Below are 20178 nucleotides of genomic sequence, written 5' to 3'. Positions count from 1 at the left end.
AATTATTTACATCTCAGCCGTGGCTTGCCTTCTACTTCCAACTTCCCATTTTGTACTTTACTCGACACCTTTTTTATCAACACTCATCACCGCCTTTACACCCAAACGATCAGCAGCACGAAGCACCGCAGCAAAACTTTCAATGGTGGCGTTACGATCTGCATTGATGACAATACTCACCTCTTCGCCACTGTTACGTTTAGCACTGATCATTTGCGAAAGTGTTGTGTCCATCAGCAACGGATCGACAGGTTTGGAGCCTACATAAAAATGATTGGTAGCATCAATGGTTACCACCACCGTTTGCTTACTGCGGGTATTGCTTTTGGCTTTTGGCAATGATGCTTTACGCACATTGGGATTGGCCAGTGTAGATACAATTAAGAAAAACATCAACAGGATGAACAGGATATCGTTCAACGCATCTGTAAACACCTCCGATGATTCTGCTCTTTTCTTTCTTAGATTCATGCGTGAGTTGGTTTAACGTGTTGGTTCCTGCAATACATCAAGAAAATCGGCAGCAGATGCTTCCATTTTATTCAATGCTTTTTCCACCTGTGTGTGCAAAATATTGTGGAGCATATACGCCACCAAACCAATCACCAATCCTGTAATTGATGTGATCAATTTTGTATAGATACCCCCGGCAATGGTGCTCAATTCGTACTCACCGGTTGCGTTGATATTAAAAAACAGTTGCATCAATCCCACCAATGTTCCGATAAAACCAAAAATGGGAGCGATCTTCGAGATCACTGAAAGAATATTTACATTTCGTTCCAGCTTATACATTTCGAGTTGTGCCACGTTCTCCATACTGTTTTCAATGGAATCAATCGGTTTGCCGATACGCTGTAACCCTTTATCAATGATACGTCCAACCGGATTAGCAGTGTTGCGTGCAAAATTGCGGGCCGCCGTAACGTTTCCACTTAAAATATTATCACGTATAATATTCATGAAATTTGTATCCACTTCCGTAGCTTTTTTGATCGCCATCCAGCGTTCAACAAACACATACACTGTTGCAATACTTAATAAAAGTAAGGGGATCATGATCCAGCCTGCCTGCATCAGCAGATCGATCAAGTGTATCTCTTTTTTAGGAACGGCCTGTGTTGCAGCTGCATTTGTTAGTGTGTCAATGGCATTCTGCACCTGAAGAAGAAAGAAATTCATACTGTTCAATGGTTTTAGTAATCACATTCAGCTTTTACCGAATGCAAACAAATGTAAATCTTGCAAAGCATCTAAACGTGACCTTTCACTGTTTATTTTCCACAGTCAAATATGCGTCCATGTTTTAACGATTTGTGTTAGAGGAAAGCTAAAAGACAGCCGATAGTGGTTAGTGGATAGTAGCAAGTGGCAAAGCTAGTCTCAGACTTTACTATCTGCTATCGGCTGGTAGCTTCTTCCCTTTTGCTATTTCCCTCACTTCAACTACCTTCGCAGCCGATAATTTCCAATTATCCATTTACTCATTATTAATTAAGAAATATGGCATACGATGTAATTGTTCTTGGTAGTGGTCCCGGTGGCTATCCGGCTGCTATCCGTGCTTCACAGCTTGGTTTTAAAGTTGCAATTGTTGAAAAAGAAAGCCTTGGTGGTGTTTGTTTGAACTGGGGTTGTATTCCAACCAAAGCCTTGTTGAAAAGTGCCCAGGTGTATGAATACATGAAACATAGTGCCGATTATGGTATTTCTGCCAGCAATGTGCAACACGATTTTGGCGGTGTCGTAAAACGTAGCCGTGGTGTGGCCGACAAAATGAGCAAGGGTGTTACCTTTTTAATGAAGAAGAACAAGATCGATGTGATCATGGGTTACGGAAAAGTTGCCGGCAAAGGCAAAATGGAAGTAACTGCTGCCGACGGAAGCAAACAAACAGTTGAAGCAAAATATATCATTATTGCAACAGGTGGCCGTAGCCGTGTGTTGCCTTCAATGCCGCAGGATGGTAAAAAGATCATTGGCTATCGTGAAGCAATGGTGTTGCCAACTCAACCTAAATCAATGATCGTGGTGGGTAGTGGTGCAATTGGTGTTGAGTTTGCTGATTTCTATAACAGCATGGGTACAAAAATTACCATTGTTGAATTTATGCCACGTGTTGTACCTGTTGAAGATGAAGACATTTCGAAAGAACTGGAAAAGCAGTTCAAGAAAAAAGGCATTGCTATTATGACCAGTGCTGAAGTAACGAAAGTTGATACGTCAGGTGCAGGTGTAAAAGCAACCGTGAAAACTGCTGCTGGTGAACAGGTTCTTGAAGCTGATATTTTGTTAAGCGCTGCAGGTGTTGTTGCCAACATTGAAAATATTGGATTGGAAGAAAACGGTATTAAAACTGAAAAAGGAAGAATTGTTGTTGATAAATATGGTGCAACATCGGTAGCTGGTATTTATGCGATCGGTGACGTAGCTCCGGGCCAGGCGCTTGCACACGTTGCAAGTAAAGAAGGCATCAATGCTGCTGAGCATATTGCTTACATGGAAAAGAAATACAACCACGCTCCTGAAGCAATGGATTATAACAACATCCCCGGTTGTACGTATTGCACGCCTGAGATTGCAAGTGTAGGTTATACAGAAAAAGCAGCGAAGGAAGCGGGTTACGAAGTAAAAGTTGGTAAGTTCCCCTTTATGGCAAGTGGTAAAGCAAGTGCTGCAGGTAACACCGATGGTTTTGTGAAAGTGATCTTCGATGCGAAGTATGGAGAATTCCTTGGTGCACACATGATCGGTGCAGGTGTAACTGAATTGATTGCTGAAGTTGTTGTTGCACGTAAACTGGAAACAACTTATCATGAAATTCTGAATGGTGTACATCCTCACCCAACTATGAGCGAAGCGTTGAAAGAGGCAACGGCTGCTGCTTATGGTGAAGCGATCGATATTTAAAGCCCCCTCCTAACCTCCCCAAAAGGAAGGAAGCAAAAACGTCCTAATTACCATCAATGTATAAGGATCATCGGAAACGATGGTCCTTTTTTATTTGCTGTCAACCGCAGTACAAATAATTTGCATCAGCTTACATCTAATCCTTTGGTTCGTGAGACACAAACTAAGGTGTGGAACTAAGCTGACGGGGACATTGCGTGTTTCAGTTTAACAGCTTTTATTCGAGCACGCTGCGTCGCAACCAAGCTTGCTGCTGTCAATCATCTTTAACTATTGGGAGACCTTGCTGCGAACAAATCAAGGCGTAAGACTACTGCATTGCAACATACTATCGCAATCTTATAACCGTTCTAAAGCAAATGAAAAGAACATTGCTCAAAGCATCGGCATACTTAGTACTTATTACATCAGTGATCTTCCTGGTACATGTATTTTTTCCCAGACAATATGATGTACCCAAATTGCAGCCGAGGGCAGATACACAGTTCTGGCATTTATCAACCGGATCAGAAATTGGTTATACGTACTTCAAAGGAAAAGGAACTAAAAAATCTTTTCCACTTATTTTTTTAAACGGAGGCCCGGGTGGTGCTCTTACAGATGAAGCAATTCAATTACGTTCAAACTTTTCTGATGATGGTTATGATGTGTATCTGTACGACCAGATAGGAAGCGGTCAATCGGCAAGACTGAAAAATATTTCCGGCTACACTCCTGAAAGGCATCGAAAAGACTTGGAAGAGATCATTAAAGAAATTGGCGCAGAGAAAGTGATTTTAATCGGGCATTCATGGGGTGCTATTTTAGCGGTGTTGTTTGCAGCAGAAAATCAAACAAAAATTGACAAAATAATTTTTACCTGCCCCGGCCCTATCTATCCGTTTCGAAAAGAATTACTTTCAGTAAAAGCTCCCGACAGCCTGCATTTACAAGCACCGGTTTTCAGTAATGCGCAGGGAAATAAGAAAGCGAATAACATCCGTACAAAAGCAATGGCTTTTTTTGCAACACGTTTCGGATGGAAGATAGCTGGCGATAAAGAAGCAGATGAATTTGAAACATACCTTGAATATGAAGTAAACAAATCAACAGTACGTGATACGTCCAAAATTGCTCCGCCCGAGCCTGGCGGCGGTTTTTATGCAGCCATCATGACATTTAAAAATCTACTCACTGTGAAGGATCCAAGACCTCAGTTGCTGCATTCTACTATTCCTGTTTTAGTAATGAAAGCACAGTACGATAATCAGCACTGGGGATTTACTGACGAATACATGGAACTTTTTCCAAATCATAGGCTGGCAGTAATTCCCAATGCAGGACATGCTCTATCTATTGAACAGCCAGAGCTGTATTTGAAAACAATCCGTGAATTTCTGGCTCATTAAAATTACAGTTGTAAAACCTGATGCGTTGTTTCATGTCCCATGAACCAATTTAATATTCTTCCGGTTCGTGAGACACGAACCAGGGCGTAGATCTATCAACTTTTGAAATAGACCGCCAACTTCCTTCAATATCGAATTACCCACAGCTTAACCACAGAAAGTAATAAATTGCAGCATGCCTTTACTTTCCAATAGCAGCCGGGAGAAACTCCACGCCATTATTTTTGAAAGTAATACCAAAGCCGGTAAAGCTTTTGATATTGGATTACTGATAACAATTGTAACCAGCATCTTCATTGTAATGCTCGACAGCATTGCAACATTGCATCAACAATACGGGCGATTGTTTTTAACACTGGAATGGATACTTACCGTTCTGTTTACACTCGAATATATCCTGCGATTATTAACACTGGAAAAACCATTGAAATATGCGTTAAGTTTTATTGGGTTGATCGATATCCTTGCCATCCTCCCCTCTTTCCTCAGTCTGTTTATTGCAGGCACACAATCATTGATGGTGTTGCGGTCACTTCGATTGCTTCGGATTTTCCGCATTTTTAAACTCACGCATTTTTTGGGTGAGATACGTTTCCTGCGACATGCTATTCGGGCCAGTTTGAACAAGATCACCATCTTCATGCTCGTTGTATTTACCATTGTGATCATCCTTGGTTCGGTGATGTATTTGCTGGAACATGGACAAAATGGATTCAGCAGTATACCCGAAAGTATTTACTGGGCAATTGTAACCATCACTACTGTTGGTTATGGCGATATTTCACCTGTAACAACGCTGGGTAAATTATTCGCCAGTGTTATTATGTTTATTGGCTACGCTATTATTGCAGTACCAACCGGCATAGTAACATCTGAGATGACGGCAGCCATGCGTCACAAACGGGAGCAACATGAATCCTGTCCCGCATGCGGACGGGAAGGACACGATGTTGATGCCAGCTATTGCAAACACTGTGGCAACAGTTTGACTCATCAATAACGATTTACTACATCGAACGCCTTGGTTCGTGTCCCACGATCCTATTTTAATTTCTTCAGGTTTGTGAGACACGAACCGAGACGTGGGCAACATCCAAATTATTTTTATCTTCCGTTTCTAATCAGCTTTCATGCAACCAAAACAATACGGCATTTTCTCCCTTCCTGTTATCGTAGGAGCTTTAGGATTCTTTGTTGATATTTATGATCTGCTGCTGTTCAATATCACCCGGCGTTCCAGTCTTACTGACTTAGGTGTTCCCGAAAACGAATTAAAAAATATTGGTGAAAATTTATTGAGCTGGCAAATGCTTGGCTTAACGATCGGTGGAATTCTTTGGGGTATATTGGGCGATAAGAAAGGACGGAAAAGTGTACTCTTCAGTTCCATCTTACTCTATTCACTTGCAACAGTTGCGAATGGCTTTGTAACAGATGTTGAACAATACAGGTTGGTACGCTTCATTGCTGCATTAGGATTGGCCGGCGAATTAGGTGCCAGCATCACCTTAACAAGTGAACTGCTACCAAAAGAAAAAAGAGGGCTTGGGGCAACTATTATTGCAACCAGTGGTGTATTTGGTACCATCACTGCTTATTTCATTCATTATTTGAGTGATGAAAACTGGCGGCTTTGTTATTTTATTGGAGGCGGCATGGGGCTTGCGCTTTTGTTTCTGCGTGCAGGATTTCTTGAGAGCAGCATGTTTACATCTGTAAAAAAAGATAACACACCTCGTGGTAATTATTTCATGCTTCTGAATAACAAAGAACGTTTTCTGCGTTACCTGCGTGCCATTACCATTGGTTTACCGGTATGGTATATCATTGGTATAATCATCAGTTTTTCTGATGAGTTTGCAAAGCAATTCGGTATTGCAGGTTTCGATCAACCAAAAGCATTGATGTTACAATATGTTGCGTTGGTGTTTGGCGATATGGGTGCCGGACTTTTAAGTAACTATTTAAAAAGCCGGAAGAAAACATTGTACATCTTCTATGGCATTACAGCTTTCTTCATCCTGTTGTTCTTTGTGTTCAGAGGAGGAGGAAGTGCATTTAACATGTACCTCATCTGCATGGGGCTTGGTTTTGGTTCAGGTATTTCGGTGTTATACATCACCATGAGTGCAGAACAGTTCGGCACCAACTTGCGGTCAACAGTAACCGTATCGGTTCCCAATCTTGTACGTGGTTTTCTGCCTTTGATGTTATTATTATTCCAGTTTCTGCGAAGCAATATTGTATTCAATGATTACATTACGGGTGCATGGGTTACAGGTATCATCATCCTTGCCATTGGTATTTACTCGGTTATAAAAACGAAAGAAACCTTTGCAAAAGATCTGGATTATGTAGAATTGTAGCATCTTCTACAGCACCATACAACACCCTATTCAGCCGCTGTTAAGATTCTGTCTGTTATTTCAAAACCTATCTGTATTTTCAATCTTATTCCGCTACGGCGGCCAATCCCTCAACAACAAACCAAATAACATGAGAAAATTCTTGCTTTTTACAGGGTTGCTCTTCAGCACAATTTCTGTAGTTGCCCAGGAAGAAAAAACAGATCTTACTATCATCAACAAGATCATTCAGGAAGGCACGGTTAATTCGCAGATCATGAACATTGCGTTCCATTTAACGGATGTAAGCGGACCACGTTTAACCAATTCACCCGGCTATTACCGTGCTGCGGATTACGCCGTGAGTCAATTAAAAAAATGGGGCGCCGATAAAGCAGGACTGGAAGCCTGGGGCGATTTCGGCAAAGGTTGGGAATTGAAAAAAAGTTATGTAGCTATGACAGCTCCGTATTACAAACCCATGATCGCTTATCCAAAAACATGGACACAAAGCACCAAAGGTTTGCAAAAAGCGCAAGTAGTGGTGATCAATGTAAAAGACTCAACCGAACTGATGCAATACAAAGGCAAGCTGGCCGGTAAAATAGTTTTGGTAAATCGTGTGGATGAATATAAGCACAGCTTTAAACCCGATGCTAACCGCTACACCGAAGAAGACTTAAAGAAAATGGCTGATTATAAACCGCAGCCACCAACACCACGTCCCGGTGGCAATGCACAGTTCGGACGTTTTGGTGCAGCACAACGTTTGAACACACTCATCAAAGAACTCATTACCAGCGAAGGTGCAGCCGCTTACCTAACCAGCAGTGCAGCATCGCACGATGGTACTGTGTTTGTACAAGGGCCGGCAGGATCACGTGTTGATTTCACCAATGGCAAACCTTCTGTTCTGGAAATTGCTGTTTCGTTTGAAGATATCAAAACCATCAACCGGCTTGTAAATAATGGCACTCCTGTTATGATGGAGCTGGATGTACAATCGGAGTTTACCGGTAATGATGTAAAAGGTTATAATGTAATTGGCGAAATAAAAGGTACTGATCCAAAACTGAAAGATGAAGTCGTAATGCTGGGTGCACATTTAGACAGCTGGCAGGGATCAACCGGCGCAACAGATAATGCAAGCGGCAGTGCTGTAATGCTTGAAGTGATGCGAATTTTTAAAGCGCTCAACCTGCAACCGAAACGTACGATCCGCATTGCGTTATGGAGTGGTGAAGAACAAGGTTTACTTGGTTCAAGAGGCTGGATCAAGAACCATGTAGGCGATCGTGTTACCAAAGAAGTAAAACCCGAACAGGGAAAAATTTCTGCTTACTATAACATTGATAATGGTACAGGAAAAATAAGAGGTGTTTACTTAGAAGGCAATACCGGCGTGCAACCGATTTTTGCAAAATGGTTGGAACCATTTAAAGAAATGGGCGCTTCTACCCTTACGTTACAAAACACTGGTGGTACTGATCATATTTCATTTAACGAGTTGGGTATTCCGGGCTTCCAGTTTATACAGGATGAAATTGAATACGATACACGTACACATCATACAACAATGGATAGTTACGATCACCTGATCCCGGATGATCTGAAACAAATGGCTGTAATTGTAGCAACGTTTGTGTACAACACAGCACAGCGTGAGGAGAAACTACCAAGAAAAGAAATGCCGCAACCGGCACCCGCAAGATAATCGCAACTCTTTTAAATGCATGAAGCCTTGTAAAAACAAGGCTTCATGCATTTAACTAAATAAACAAACTGTAAATCAACCAGAGAATAAGTTAGAGTTTAACAAACTTGTGCGACTTCGCTTCGCTTCCATCCTGTTGCTGCACCTTTAAATAATATGTACCTGATTTAAGTAAACTGATATTCAATCGAACATTATTACCGGAAAACATTGTTTGCTGCATCATAGCGCCGGACATATCATAGATTGCCAACTGTGCATTTTTTGCTGTTGTCCCTGTATAATAATTCAATTCATTTTGAGCCGGGTTTGGATAAAAACTTACTTCATTCTCCATGTGTTTTGTTTTTACAAGAATAGAAGAAGAATAAGCACCGGTATTATCTTTCTTAACGATTCTTATCCGGTAATTGTACCCGGCAGCAGGAGCAGAAAGAAGATCATCAATTGAATAAACAGTTTTGCCCGTCTCTGCGTTAACCTCGGCAACTGTTGCATAAGTACTATTGTTAATAGTTCTTTCAACCACAAACTTTTTACTTAAAGAAAGTAATTCATCTTCAACTCTCCAGCTAACTGTTGCCTTATTTGCTTTTACAGTTCCGTTGATCTCAATTTTAGAGCTTGGCAAAACCGAACAACTTCCGCTGGAATAAACTATCTGTATTGTGTCTGTTGCATATACTTCGCATCCACTGAATAAACGCTGGGCAACATAATAAATACCGGGGCCATTAATGTCGATTGATGTGCCGCTTGCAGGATTGGTAGTGATGCTGCCGTTAGGTGTACTCCATTCATAAATGGATGAGCTCACTGCATTATTTACAAAAAGTGTACTTACCGGGTTGTTAGGACACAATGCCGGAAAATTAGAAGATGCTGCAACAGTTGAGGCCGCAGGCAAAGCTCCGAAATCATAAGGCCCCATAAAGTCCTGCAGGTTTGATGTAAACGATGCAGATGATCTTGATTTAAAGAAAACTGAATTAAATAAGGGCGAACATTGTCCCATACCTAATGCTGTGTACAATGAAGGATCTAAACCAATACGTGTTAAATTAATTCCTGTTTCAACAAATTGAAGTTGATCAAAATTTTGCGACCAGATGCGTTGTGTATTCGACGCATTAAATGTAGTTGTGCCCCATGGTGTGGCATAAGTTGTATCTGTAAGTCCTAATACGCTATAGTTTGAGGTACCGGCACCAAATGCAGTTGTATTGGCGTTTGAAACAATTTGTGCATAGCCATAACTACCCCCGGATGGCATATCAAAATTCGAATTAAAATTAAAGAAAGCAGGGTTTACCGTACTGTGCGTTGTTGCAGAAACCCAAATACGAATATCCAATATGGGTGCTGCACCAGGGCTGAACGTAGCCGAAATAATCAAGTCGCCTGTTTGAATAATTTGCCCGCTGGCATTAAATTTCCATTCTGAATGCCCTCCTTCAGTACCACCAGTACTGAATAAGCCGGTTGTGCTGTTATAAACGCATGATTTTTTGAAAAGCTCAATATCGTAATAACGGGTACCCAATACGCCGAGTGTTGTGATTCCAAAATTCATCCACAAAGAATCACTAGGCGAACTGCCATCTCTGCGTAAATGAGCAAAGCCGTCGATCAAATCAACTTTACTGGGAATGGTTTGAGTACCTACATTCCATCCTGTGTTTGGATTGTCGGCATTTTTTGCGGCATTGCCAAAGGTTGTGCTATCGTAAGTATATGTTGAACCTACACTGCTGCCTGAATAATCTCTTACATACAACCCATCCACCCATATTCTGCCATTAACAACTGTGTTATTCACAACGTTCATGCGGCGGCTGAAAGAGATATTATCGCCTGCCATCAGTCTGGTGCGAAAAGTCGATGTGCCGGTTGTGTCAATCACGCCCTTTCCTGTTCCGGGATAGGATGTTGGCAAAAACCAATCGTCGTTGTTGTAAGCGAGAAGAGTTGTGGTACCAGACTTTGCGTAACCGACTCTTGTATCGGCATCAATCGTAAAGTTGGCGAGTGTGCCACCATTTGTTAGTTGTGCACAAACATCGGTGCTGATGATTGCAAAAAAAATAACTACAGGTAAAAAATGTTTCATAAGTACAGATTAGAATTACTGAATTCATACGTGTTGCTACGATGAACTGCTGGTTATTGTACGGTTTTCTACGTACGTAATCAGCCACCTTTCGGTTTGTTCATTTTAATCGAATCCCGTAAATACTTATGAAACTGAATAAGGGTAAACGCTGAGGAATTATTCATTTTCATTGGGATTGGATAGATAAAAACACTTACTAATTCGATGTAAAACTAGTAAAATTCGGTTTTAAGTAAATAGACAAACTACTAAGTAAAAACACGATTAGCATGTAAGTAGTTGTTTCCCTTTGGGTTATTCAAATTTTTTCGTGAAAATTTCAGTTACCATCAGGCGAAGAAGTTTCCTGTTGATTTTAAAACAAGGTTTCATATTACCTTCACCTTTTGCGAAACTTATTAAAGCAATGCAGTTATACATATGAGCAAACGAACCAATTATATTTCCTGGGATGAATACTTTATGGGCGTCGCCTTATTGTCGGCTAAACGAAGTAAGGATCCGTCCACACAGGTTGGCGCCTGCATTGTAAACAGCAAAAATAAAATTGTGGGAGCAGGTTATAACGGGTTACCGGCCGGTTGCGATGATGATGAATTTCCATGGGAGAAACAAGGTGAATTTCTGCAAACAAAATATCCCTACGTATGTCACGCAGAACTCAATGCAATTTTAAATAATATCGGGATGGACTTGCATGGCTGCAGAATTTATACAGCTTTGTTTCCCTGTAACGAATGTGCAAAAGCCATCATACAGTCGGGCATTACTGAAGTGATCTTTCTATCGGATAAATATGCTGAGAGCGACGCATCACTTGCATCGAAACGGATGCTTGGAACAGCTGGTGTCAGTTACCGGAAAGTGGAATCAAAGATCGACAGCATTGAACTGTCGTTTCATGAAAAGCATGTATAAATAAACTTTAAGCGATCTTAATTTTCAAATCCGCCATCATCATTTCCTTTTTCTTCACGTTGTACTTTTTGTTGATTGATTCGAAAGTTCAACGTCAATGTCATTTGCCGTGGACGCCATAAAAAATCGGAACTGGAATAATAGCCGGGTATATCAACGATCGATCTTCTTCTGCGACTGTTCAGCAGATCACGTACGTTAAACGTAAGTGTGCCTTTGTCTTTAAACACATCTTTTACCAAACCCAGATCAATGGAATAGATCGCCAACGTTCTTCCTTGTGTAGTAACACGTGGCGATTCATAATTCACCGATGCCTGAAAATCCAGTTCTTTAAAAAAGGTCATTTTAGAAGTGGTTCTGTTTGTCCACGAAACAGTTTTGCTTTGCAGAATTGTAGTATCATATCTTCCATTTGCAACTGCACGGAAAAAATTGACCGTACTGTTTACACTCCACCATTCTGCAAGCTTTATGGCAGCTGTCATTTCAAGTCCGAGTTCCCGTTGTGTAGAAAGATTTACAGGAATAATAATACTTGTGTCAGATTTGACCCTGCGGATCCGTTCTACCACACCTGTTTTATAACGGTAATACACACCCGAAAGTAACGACCCTGAACCCCAGTCAACTAAATGACCTGCTTCCATTGAATGTGTGAACTCAGGATTCAAATTTGGGTTTCCAACAAAATAAACGAGTGGATCAGAAAAATCTGCAAACGGTGTCAGGTTTCTGAAATTGGGTCGGTTGATGCGATAACTATAACTGAATTGAATTGTATTTTTTTCATTCAATTCATACGAAAAACTGGAAGATGGAAATACATTGAAGTAAGTGCGTTCATTTACTTCATTGGTTTTGGTTAAGCCGGTACGCATGGCTGTTAACTCGGCACGTAACCCCAGCTGATACGAAAACTTCTTCACTTTATTTCCAAGCAAACCATACACTGCGTATACCTGCTCCGTAAATTCCATGTTATTATCAAAGCCTGTAAGTGGCGACCAAACTGATGATACACTATCCTGTCCTTCCACTAAAAACTCATTAGTAATGCGACGCATTGCACCCTTCAAACCAGTTTCAAATTTTCCATCTTTCCCAAAGCCATGGATGTAATCAGTTTGCAAAAGCACATTGTCCTCGTAAGCCGGATTTCCTGAACGTTGCAACGAAGGTTTTCTGCCATCGGAAAATGTTTGCAGATAGTCAGAGCTCTCCGTTTCACCACTATTGGTCCATTTAAAATCGGTGATCCATTCACGTTCATGATCGCCGGGAAACTTGCGGGTTAAATTCAACGACACTTCTGTATCACGTTCATTCGCAGTTTCAAGATCTGTTCGCAAGCTACTGCCTGTTAATAAACCAACCTCATTGAAGTTTTCATACAACAGATTCGTTGTATTATTTTCTTTGCCGCCATCGATCAAGAAAGAACCGGTAAAGGTTGTGTTGGTAGAAATATAATAATCGATCCCTGCCATAAAGTTCACCGAAAAATCTCTTCGTGTACGGTTGTTGGTTTGATTATAAATAAAGCTGGTATCGCTATTGTTAATTCGTTGGGTGGATGATCCGTTGCCGGGATTCTGACGATAGTTGCTTCCAAAACTGGAGAACAGATTCATTTTCTGTGTACGGTAATTGATGCTGTATGCGCCGCTGAAATTTGAAGGGAAGCCTGCAGTACCTGTAAGATTTCCGTTGAAACCTCTTGTTTTATTTTTTTTGAGAATGATGTTGATGATCCCGGTTTCGCCTGCAGCGTCGTAACGGGAAGATGGGTTGGTGATCACTTCTATACGTTCGATCATAGCTCCCTGTAAATTACGGAGTGCATCTGTACTTCGTAAACCCGTTAAAGCAGAGGGTTTGCCATCAATCAAAATACGAACGCCCTGGCTGCCACGTAATGCCACATTTCCATCCACATCAACCGTAACAGAAGGAATGTTTCCAAGGATCTCCGATGCATTGGCACCAATATTACTTACATCCTGATTTACATTATACACCCGCTTATCCAGCTTCAACTCCATCATCTTCTTTTCGGATGTGATCACGATCTCTGACATTTCTTTCGCTCCCTGTTTTAAAACAAGCTTTCCAACATTACTATTTTTACCATCCACAGAAATATTATCAACCCTTAATTCATCGTATGATAAAAAGGTAACAGCAATTGAATAGATGCCTGATACAACAGCCAATTCAAATTTTCCTTTTTCGTCTGTTGCTGTAGCAGAAACGAACGACGAATCGCTCATTTTATAAATACTGACAGTAGCAAGTGCGACGGCTTTCCCTTTTTCATCGGTTACAGAGCCATTGATACGAAAATTCTTTTCTGCATTCGTCTGCGCATGGAGTACTCCTGTCAAATGAATCAATAGAATCAATATCGGCAAACACTTCATAATCCGCTTTTTTTATACATTTCTGTTACAACATGCTTTCAAAAGGATTGGCAAATTACCCAAAAAACAAGGAAGCTTTTTTTACACATCCGCAAACTTTAACTTTCGTAAGCATTCCTAACAACACATCTATAAATATGTTCATTCTGCAACAAATCAATCATTTACAGATGTAAAGCGTTGAAGAAACGTGCTTCGGGATATCCATTTTTATTCAATTCCGAAAATCGACTGCTTGTTCAGAATAAATTTTTTTGACGACACCGGCACCCGTTTCTTGCATGAGATCGCCAAATGATACTGCCCGCATCCATTTCAATTGCCGGCATCCGAAACTAACGATGGTTTTGTGAATTACTTGTTGTACCCCGTGGAAAATTCGCTGCTCCCCAAATGAAACACAATGCTTAAATTGCGAATGCATGAAAGCCTATATTTCCATCAGCTATCACAAAAGGCAAAGCTTAAACACCGCACTTACAGCTATCGTTAGCGTGCTGGATGAGTTGAGTATTGAACCATTTGTATTTGTAGATCATTATAAATTTGATACAACCCAGGAAGAAGAAATGATGGCGGCTGCTATTTCCGAATTAGACCACTGCCAGTTACTCATTGCAGAAACTTCACACAAAGGAATTGGTATTGGCATTGAAGCCGGTTATGCAAAAGCATTGAACAAACCAATTGTTTATATCCGTCATAAAGAAGCAGAACATTCCACCACTCTTTCAGGCATCAGCGATTACAGGATCATTTATAAAAGTGCAGACGATCTGCAACAACAGCTTGACCTCATCATCAAGGAAATTATTGCGCCTGTAACTGTTTCAACGCCGCATAGCAACTAACTCTAAGTACTTTCTACTAGTATTCTGAATAAAGGACAAACAATGTCTGGAAAATGCATGTTGCTGTTGCATCAATTCAGGATTACACTTATCTTGAGGTTTGCTATCAAACCAATATGAAGAAACAGAAATTTTTGTTGTTGCTGACCATTCTCCTCGTTTCACTATTGTTGATTGTTACTAATTATTACACCATAAAAGTGCTGTCGGCTGTAAGGGCCTATATAAACGGCGAATCGGAGTATTCCAAAGGGCAAAAAGATGCAACACTATACCTGGTCACTTATGTTGAATCAGAAAACATTGCTTATTGGCATGCATTTAAAAAAGCGATCGCTGTACCAAAAGGAGACAATATTGCACGCAACAGTATGCTGGCAAACAAAGAAGACGAAATTGCAAAACAAGGCTTTCTTACGGGAAGAAATAACATCAGCGATATTCCAAATATGATATGGCTGTTCAAAACGTTCAATAATGTATCGTTTATGAAACGGGCTATTGACATCTGGGCATCGGCTGAACCGCTGATCAATAAACTCGATACAATTGGTGAGAATATTCATTTACAAATTCAGGGCGAGAAACTTTCAGCAGATGCACGGTTGAACAATGTAAAAGAGATCAACTACATTTCATCGCAATTATCAGAAAAAGAAAGTGCTTTTTCAAATGCACTTGGTGAAACCGCCAGAGATATCAACGGATATCTGCTGTTTGTAAATATCTTTTTGATCCTTTTACTCTTAAGCGTGATCGCTGTGTTTACTGTAAAAATGCTGAACAATCAGATCGCTGCTGAAAAAGCATTAACCGCAAAAAATACAGAACTCAATGCTACCAATAAAGAGCTGGAGCAGTTTACCTATGCAGCTTCACATGATCTGCAGGAACCTCTCCGGATGGTATCGGCCTATATGGGATTGCTGCAAAAACGATATGATGGACAGTTGGATGAAAAAGCCCAATCGTATATTCATTATGCTGTTGATGGCGCTAACAGAATGAAAGTGTTGATCAACGACTTGCTTGAATATTCACGAACAAGCAGCAGTACCGTTGCTTACAGCGATGTACTCGTTACGGGTGTATTGGAAGATATTCAAAAAACATTTCGAGAAGATCTGCAAGAACCGGGAGCAGGTATTTTCTTTTCTGAATTGCCAACGATCAAAGCAAACAAAATGCAGATGCTGCAGCTATTCCAAAACCTGGTTGGCAATGCGATCAAATACAGAAATGAAGCAGCACCGCAAATCCATATCTCTGCAACAACTACAAACACCCATTGGATCTTTTCTGTAAAAGATAATGGCCAGGGAATTGATCCAAAATATTACGAAAAAATATTCGGCATGTTTCAGCGCCTGCACAGTAATACAACGCATAAGGGAACAGGAATTGGTTTAGCCTTGTGTAAAAAAATTGCTGAACGTCATGGCGGCGATATCTGGCTTACATCAGAACCCGGTAGAGGAAGTAATTTCTTTTTCTCCGTTGCAAAACCTGCCTGATCGTTATAAATCCGCAGTAGGTATGTAAGGGATGCGGATCACTTTTACAAAACGCTTTCTGTAATGTTCATTTAAAGTAGTGATGGTTACGCCAAAGGCCTTACCCGACGTTGAATGTATAAATTCCAACAACTCATCGCCAACTGCTGAAACAATACCCATATGGCCAACTACTTCAACCAACGTGTCGGTACCGGTAAATAAGATCAAATCGCCTGGTTTTGCTTCAACCGTGCTGATGTTTATTCCATAATTTGTAAAATCAATTGACGATCGTGGCACTTGTATTGAAAAATGATTGAATACATGGGTGATGAACCCGGAACAGTCTAACCCTTCAGCGGGATCAATGGAAGCATATTTGTAGGTCGTACCAATTAAAGTTTTAGCATAAGCCAACAGTTGTTCCGGCGACACTTCCTCTACTGTATCAGCTGACTTATCGGCATCATTCCTAACTATAACAGGATCAAAAATGGTTGTATCATTTGCTATCTCTCCAGGTAAAGGTTCAATGATAACAACGGAATCACTATCACTTTCAACCAATGTATCATTGCTTGTAAAATAGCTACAACTGCCAATAGCATAACAAAGAAAAGCGATGAAATGAAATACAAAGATGGTACGTAGCACAGATCAAGGTAATCCTTTCCCGGTTCAATTGAGTTTCTATTTCCCATAGCTTGAATCCATGTCTTTAAAAGAACAACCTCAATAGTACTGATTGCGATCAAAGAGCACCTTTTTTACATACGTGTAACACGCAGGCTTTTTAGTTGTGAACAATCAATTACCGAAAAGTTATGAATTCTTAAAAGAAGCGATTATTTTAACAATCGAAATGCACACTATACCAGAATAGTCCGCACTAAGCAGAGGTTGACAAGGCCCATCAATTGTAATTAACGTCGGCTACACGCTGGCATCACCATAAACCCAAACAACCAATCATGCGCTATTCATTCAAAATTGCAGCAGCTGTATTGCTCTGCTATTTATTCATCAATGCCTGTAACAACGAGGCAACCGAAACAACAGCAACTACTCCCACAGCTCCAAGCGCTGAAGACAACATCAAAGAAGGGCAACGCTTAGTTGCAGCTCTCGACTGTGAGATCTGTCATTCACCCAAACGTATGGGACCGAAAGGCCCTGAAATAATTCCTGAGCTTCGGTTCGGCGGTCATCAGGCAGGGACGCAACTTCCTCCTTACGATGAAAAAACAGTAAAAGCAGGCTGGGCATTGTTTGCACCTGATTTCACTTCTATTATCGGCCCTTGGGGGCAATCGTTTGCAGGCAATATCAGCAGCGATTCAACCGGTATTGGCATGTGGAGCGAAGAGCAGTTTAAAAAAGTACTCCGTGAGGGAAAGTATAAAGGATTGGATAACACAAGACCCATCTTACCGCCTATGCCATGGGAAGCGTACAAAAATTTAACGGATGAAGAGATCAGTAAAGTATTTGCTTTTCTTAAATCAACATCACCGGTTAAGAATGTAGTGCCAACGGCGATCATAAATCCTCCGCCGCCAATGTAACGGAAGCAAAAAAAGCCGACTATAAGTCGGCTTTTTTTATATCACAAAGTGAGAGAACATAACCACTGCTGAATATTATTTTGATATATTTATTCTATGAATGAAACAGTTGAAAAGAGCCTCAATAAAGATCTTATACTTCGGGAACGGCTCGCCATTCAACGTACAAAAATGGCGAATCAAACAACACTGCTTTCGTTTGTACGCACGGCTCTGTATTTTCTCATCGCAGGTTTAAGTATCAACAGCCTGCTTAAACTTGAACACAGTTACATCTTTGAAATTTCTTTTTTCGTCGCTTCGTTTGGATTATTTGTTACAGGTATTATTAATTATTTCCGTCAAAAGAAAATGATTGATGACAGCGAAAAGAATATTGGCAATTACAAGGTTGATTATCTGAATTGATCACATCAAATAAAAAAGGGGTCAGCAAAGTTTGCTGACCCCTTTGAAATAAATAGCTGTTACTTACTGACCTGCCTGCTTCACCATCAGCGCCTGTATCTGCTTCATGGTTGCTTCCATTCCACTTGCACTGCCATCTAAGAAAATAATATTCCCTTTTCCATATTCTGCAAAGTTCTTCACCGCTTCAGTCCACATACTGAAAAGGATCACATTGGTATCAAGATTGGCTTGTTTCATTTGCTCCGCTGCTTCCGTCATACCCTTGGCTACTTCCTGACGGAAAAGTGCTACACCTTGTCCACGCAAACGGGCGGCTTCACGTTCTGCTTCTGCCGAAATTTTGATGGCATTACCTTCTGCTTCAGCACCTTTTGTTTTGGTGATGAGCAATGCCTGTCCTTCGTTTTCAGCTGCTGCTTTTAAATTATGACTGGCTACTACCCTGCTCATACTTTCCATGATCACCTGATCGAATGTAATATCATTGATCTGCAAATCCTGTAAATGGTAACCCCACTCTTCCAATGAATGATCGATCTCTGCTTTTACATAATCAACGATCTCACGACGCTGACCCAGAATTTCTGCCTGGCGCTTGGTAGCAACATAGCTGCGAATATTTCCTTCAATGGTTCTTACCAACGCCTGCATCAGATCCTTATCACTAAAAAATTTAAACGCTACTTTTTTGATGGTTTCTTCATCTGCATTTTGTACGCTGTACAACAACATGCTTTTGAAATACACATTTGCCTGATCAACGGTTACTGCCTGAAACTCCAGTTCCACTGAACGGTTCTGAATACTGATTCTACGAAACACCTGCTCCACCAATGGTATTTTAAATTTTAAACCCGGCCCGGCAACCCGGCGGTATTTGCCGAACATGGTTACCACAGCAATTGTACCCTGGTTAACAGTGTACAATCCGCCAAAGAAAATAATCAGGATAACAAGAACAAACCAATAATTAGCAAGAAAATCCATAGTTGTAAAATTTATTACAAATTACCATATTCCATTTGATAAACGGATGAAAAACCGACAGAAGATTCAGTATCTTTCTGAAAACAACCATCATGTCACGCTCAAAAAAAGTAATTATCGGCATACTTGCCTTTCTGCCCCTTGTGTCGGCTGCCGTATTTATGATTTATTTCTTTGCAACACTTTTTCCTGAAATACTTCGTATGGAACAGGAGCATGGCGATGTGCCCCCTGAGTTTTTCTTCGGCAATATGATGGGCTTTATAGCATCTATCATCATTCTGGTGTTTGTGCAACTGGCACTCATGATCTATTTTATTATCCATACCATTAACAACAAACGGGTAAAGAATGAAGAACGGATCATTTGGGTACTACTTTTCATTTTTGTAAGTACGATTGCCTATCCTATTTACTGGGGTATCCGCATTTGGCCCGAAGAGAAACCGGAAAGTAATTTTGTAAAAATGTAAAAGAAGCTTCCGTAATAAACGCTTCATTTCATTTTTCGGCTAATTTGCATAAAATATCATTATATGAAAATTGCACTGCTCAGCTTTTTTCTTTCACTTGCAGTTGTATTTGAAAGCAACGCATTTACATCGGCTCCTCTTGCTGCGTCTGTTGTAACAACTGAAACCGTTAACGAACCCGTTACAAGAAACGAAAAACCGGCGTCGTTCAAAAGTGTTCGCAAAGCCACAGAAAAAAAGCTGGGTAGAAAATTGAAGTTGATGGAGCGGCTTGGCCTCTGGTATTATACAACTCTTCCCAATACAGATCCTGATCAGAAAAAGACAAACACGAAAGCCGTTCTTGGTTTTGCATTCGGAATAGCTTCCTTAGTAATATTTCCATTACTGTCAATCCCCGGTTTCATTTTTTCAAACAATGCATTAAACAAAGAGAAATTAGCGCCCGGCACTTTAGAACCAAGTAACAAAACACTTGCGAAAATAGGCCTCATTTTAAGCATAGTCGGCTTTGTGTACCTCCTGCTTGTTATTGCGTATCTCGTTATTGTGTTTAGTGCCTGGGGATGGGGTTGGTAAAAATA

The 20178-nt window shown here is 40.6% G+C and carries 18 protein-coding genes; 12 read left to right on the top strand and 6 right to left on the bottom strand.

Going from position 1 to position 20178, the window contains the following annotated elements; all coding sequences use genetic code 11:
• Positions 1-57: 57 nt before the first annotated feature.
• Complete coding sequence (locus WG989_RS14400) at positions 58-471, bottom strand: ExbD/TolR family protein (RefSeq protein ID WP_340430353.1); 414 nt, start codon at positions 469-471, stop codon at positions 58-60.
• Positions 472-483: 12 nt separating this feature from the next.
• Positions 484-1182, bottom strand: a complete 699-nt coding sequence (locus WG989_RS14395) for a MotA/TolQ/ExbB proton channel family protein (protein ID WP_340430351.1) — start codon at positions 1180-1182, stop codon at positions 484-486.
• A 321-nt stretch (positions 1183-1503) separates the two neighbouring features.
• Here WG989_RS14395 and lpdA point away from each other — a divergent pair, with 321 nt between their 5' ends.
• The 5 genes from lpdA (at position 1504) to WG989_RS14370 (ending at position 8357) form a co-directional block, all read left to right on the top strand.
• A complete protein-coding gene (gene lpdA, locus WG989_RS14390; RefSeq protein ID WP_340430350.1) occupies positions 1504-2910 on the top strand; it encodes a dihydrolipoyl dehydrogenase in 1407 nt (468 codons plus the stop codon).
• Between the two features lie 359 nt (positions 2911-3269).
• Complete coding sequence (locus tag WG989_RS14385) at positions 3270-4298, top strand: alpha/beta fold hydrolase (RefSeq protein ID WP_340430348.1); 1029 nt, start codon at positions 3270-3272, stop codon at positions 4296-4298.
• 175 nt (positions 4299-4473) lie between these two features.
• Positions 4474-5298 (top strand): ion transporter, encoded by an 825-nt coding sequence (locus WG989_RS14380; RefSeq protein ID WP_340430346.1) that lies wholly within the window; start codon positions 4474-4476, stop codon positions 5296-5298.
• 130 nt (positions 5299-5428) lie between these two features.
• Positions 5429-6664: an MFS transporter gene (locus WG989_RS14375; protein WP_340430344.1), complete on the top strand. Its 1236-nt coding sequence runs from the start codon at positions 5429-5431 to the stop codon at positions 6662-6664.
• Between the two features lie 130 nt (positions 6665-6794).
• On the top strand, positions 6795-8357 hold the full coding sequence (locus tag WG989_RS14370) for a M20/M25/M40 family metallo-hydrolase (protein ID WP_340430342.1): 1563 nt from the start codon (positions 6795-6797) through the stop codon (positions 8355-8357).
• Positions 8358-8448: 91 nt separating this feature from the next.
• On the opposite strand, the gene WG989_RS14365 is transcribed toward WG989_RS14370, so the two are convergent.
• On the bottom strand, positions 8449-10467 hold the full coding sequence (locus WG989_RS14365; RefSeq protein ID WP_340430340.1) for a T9SS type A sorting domain-containing protein: 2019 nt from the start codon (positions 10465-10467) through the stop codon (positions 8449-8451).
• A gap of 423 nt (positions 10468-10890) precedes the next feature.
• On the opposite strand from WG989_RS14365, the gene WG989_RS14360 reads away from it, so the two are divergent.
• Entirely contained in the window at positions 10891-11388 is a 498-nt protein-coding gene (locus tag WG989_RS14360) for a deoxycytidylate deaminase (RefSeq protein ID WP_340430338.1), read from the top strand.
• A 17-nt stretch (positions 11389-11405) separates the two neighbouring features.
• Here WG989_RS14360 and WG989_RS14355 read toward each other — a convergent pair whose 3' ends face one another.
• Positions 11406-13811, bottom strand: a complete 2406-nt coding sequence (locus WG989_RS14355) for a TonB-dependent receptor domain-containing protein (RefSeq protein WP_340430336.1) — start codon at positions 13809-13811, stop codon at positions 11406-11408.
• 422 nt (positions 13812-14233) lie between these two features.
• Between WG989_RS14355 and WG989_RS14350 the strand changes: the two genes are divergently transcribed.
• Together WG989_RS14350 and WG989_RS14345 are read left to right on the top strand one after the other, a co-directional pair.
• Positions 14234-14662, top strand: a complete 429-nt coding sequence (locus WG989_RS14350) for a nucleoside 2-deoxyribosyltransferase (RefSeq protein ID WP_340430334.1) — start codon at positions 14234-14236, stop codon at positions 14660-14662.
• 116 nt (positions 14663-14778) lie between these two features.
• Positions 14779-16176, top strand: coding sequence for a sensor histidine kinase (locus WG989_RS14345; RefSeq protein WP_340430332.1), 1398 nt, complete (start codon positions 14779-14781; stop codon positions 16174-16176).
• A gap of 3 nt (positions 16177-16179) precedes the next feature.
• Here the strand turns inward: WG989_RS14345 and WG989_RS14340 are convergent, their stop codons facing one another.
• Positions 16180-16812 (bottom strand): C40 family peptidase, encoded by a 633-nt coding sequence (locus WG989_RS14340; protein ID WP_340430329.1) that lies wholly within the window; start codon positions 16810-16812, stop codon positions 16180-16182.
• A gap of 317 nt (positions 16813-17129) precedes the next feature.
• On the opposite strand from WG989_RS14340, the gene WG989_RS14335 reads away from it, so the two are divergent.
• Positions 17130-17723 carry a c-type cytochrome gene (locus WG989_RS14335; RefSeq protein ID WP_340430327.1) on the top strand — a complete coding sequence of 198 codons (594 nt, stop codon included), beginning with the start codon at positions 17130-17132 and terminating at the stop codon, positions 17721-17723.
• Between the two features lie 96 nt (positions 17724-17819).
• Complete coding sequence (locus WG989_RS14330) at positions 17820-18131, top strand: DUF202 domain-containing protein (RefSeq protein ID WP_340430326.1); 312 nt, start codon at positions 17820-17822, stop codon at positions 18129-18131.
• A 63-nt stretch (positions 18132-18194) separates the two neighbouring features.
• On the opposite strand, the gene WG989_RS14325 is transcribed toward WG989_RS14330, so the two are convergent.
• Positions 18195-19121 (bottom strand): SPFH domain-containing protein, encoded by a 927-nt coding sequence (locus WG989_RS14325; protein ID WP_340430325.1) that lies wholly within the window; start codon positions 19119-19121, stop codon positions 18195-18197.
• A gap of 92 nt (positions 19122-19213) precedes the next feature.
• On the opposite strand from WG989_RS14325, the gene WG989_RS14320 reads away from it, so the two are divergent.
• Positions 19214-19594: a hypothetical protein gene (locus WG989_RS14320; protein ID WP_340430324.1), complete on the top strand. Its 381-nt coding sequence runs from the start codon at positions 19214-19216 to the stop codon at positions 19592-19594.
• A 63-nt stretch (positions 19595-19657) separates the two neighbouring features.
• Positions 19658-20173 carry a hypothetical protein gene (locus tag WG989_RS14315; protein ID WP_340430321.1) on the top strand — a complete coding sequence of 172 codons (516 nt, stop codon included), beginning with the start codon at positions 19658-19660 and terminating at the stop codon, positions 20171-20173.
• Positions 20174-20178: the final 5 nt, after the last annotated feature.

It is taken from the genome of Lacibacter sp. H407 (assembly GCF_037892605.1).
Taxonomy (GTDB): Bacteria; Bacteroidota; Bacteroidia; order Chitinophagales; family Chitinophagaceae; genus Lacibacter.
The sequence above is the reverse complement of the archived record's forward strand: the minus strand, read 5'-3'. Positions and strand labels throughout refer to the sequence as shown.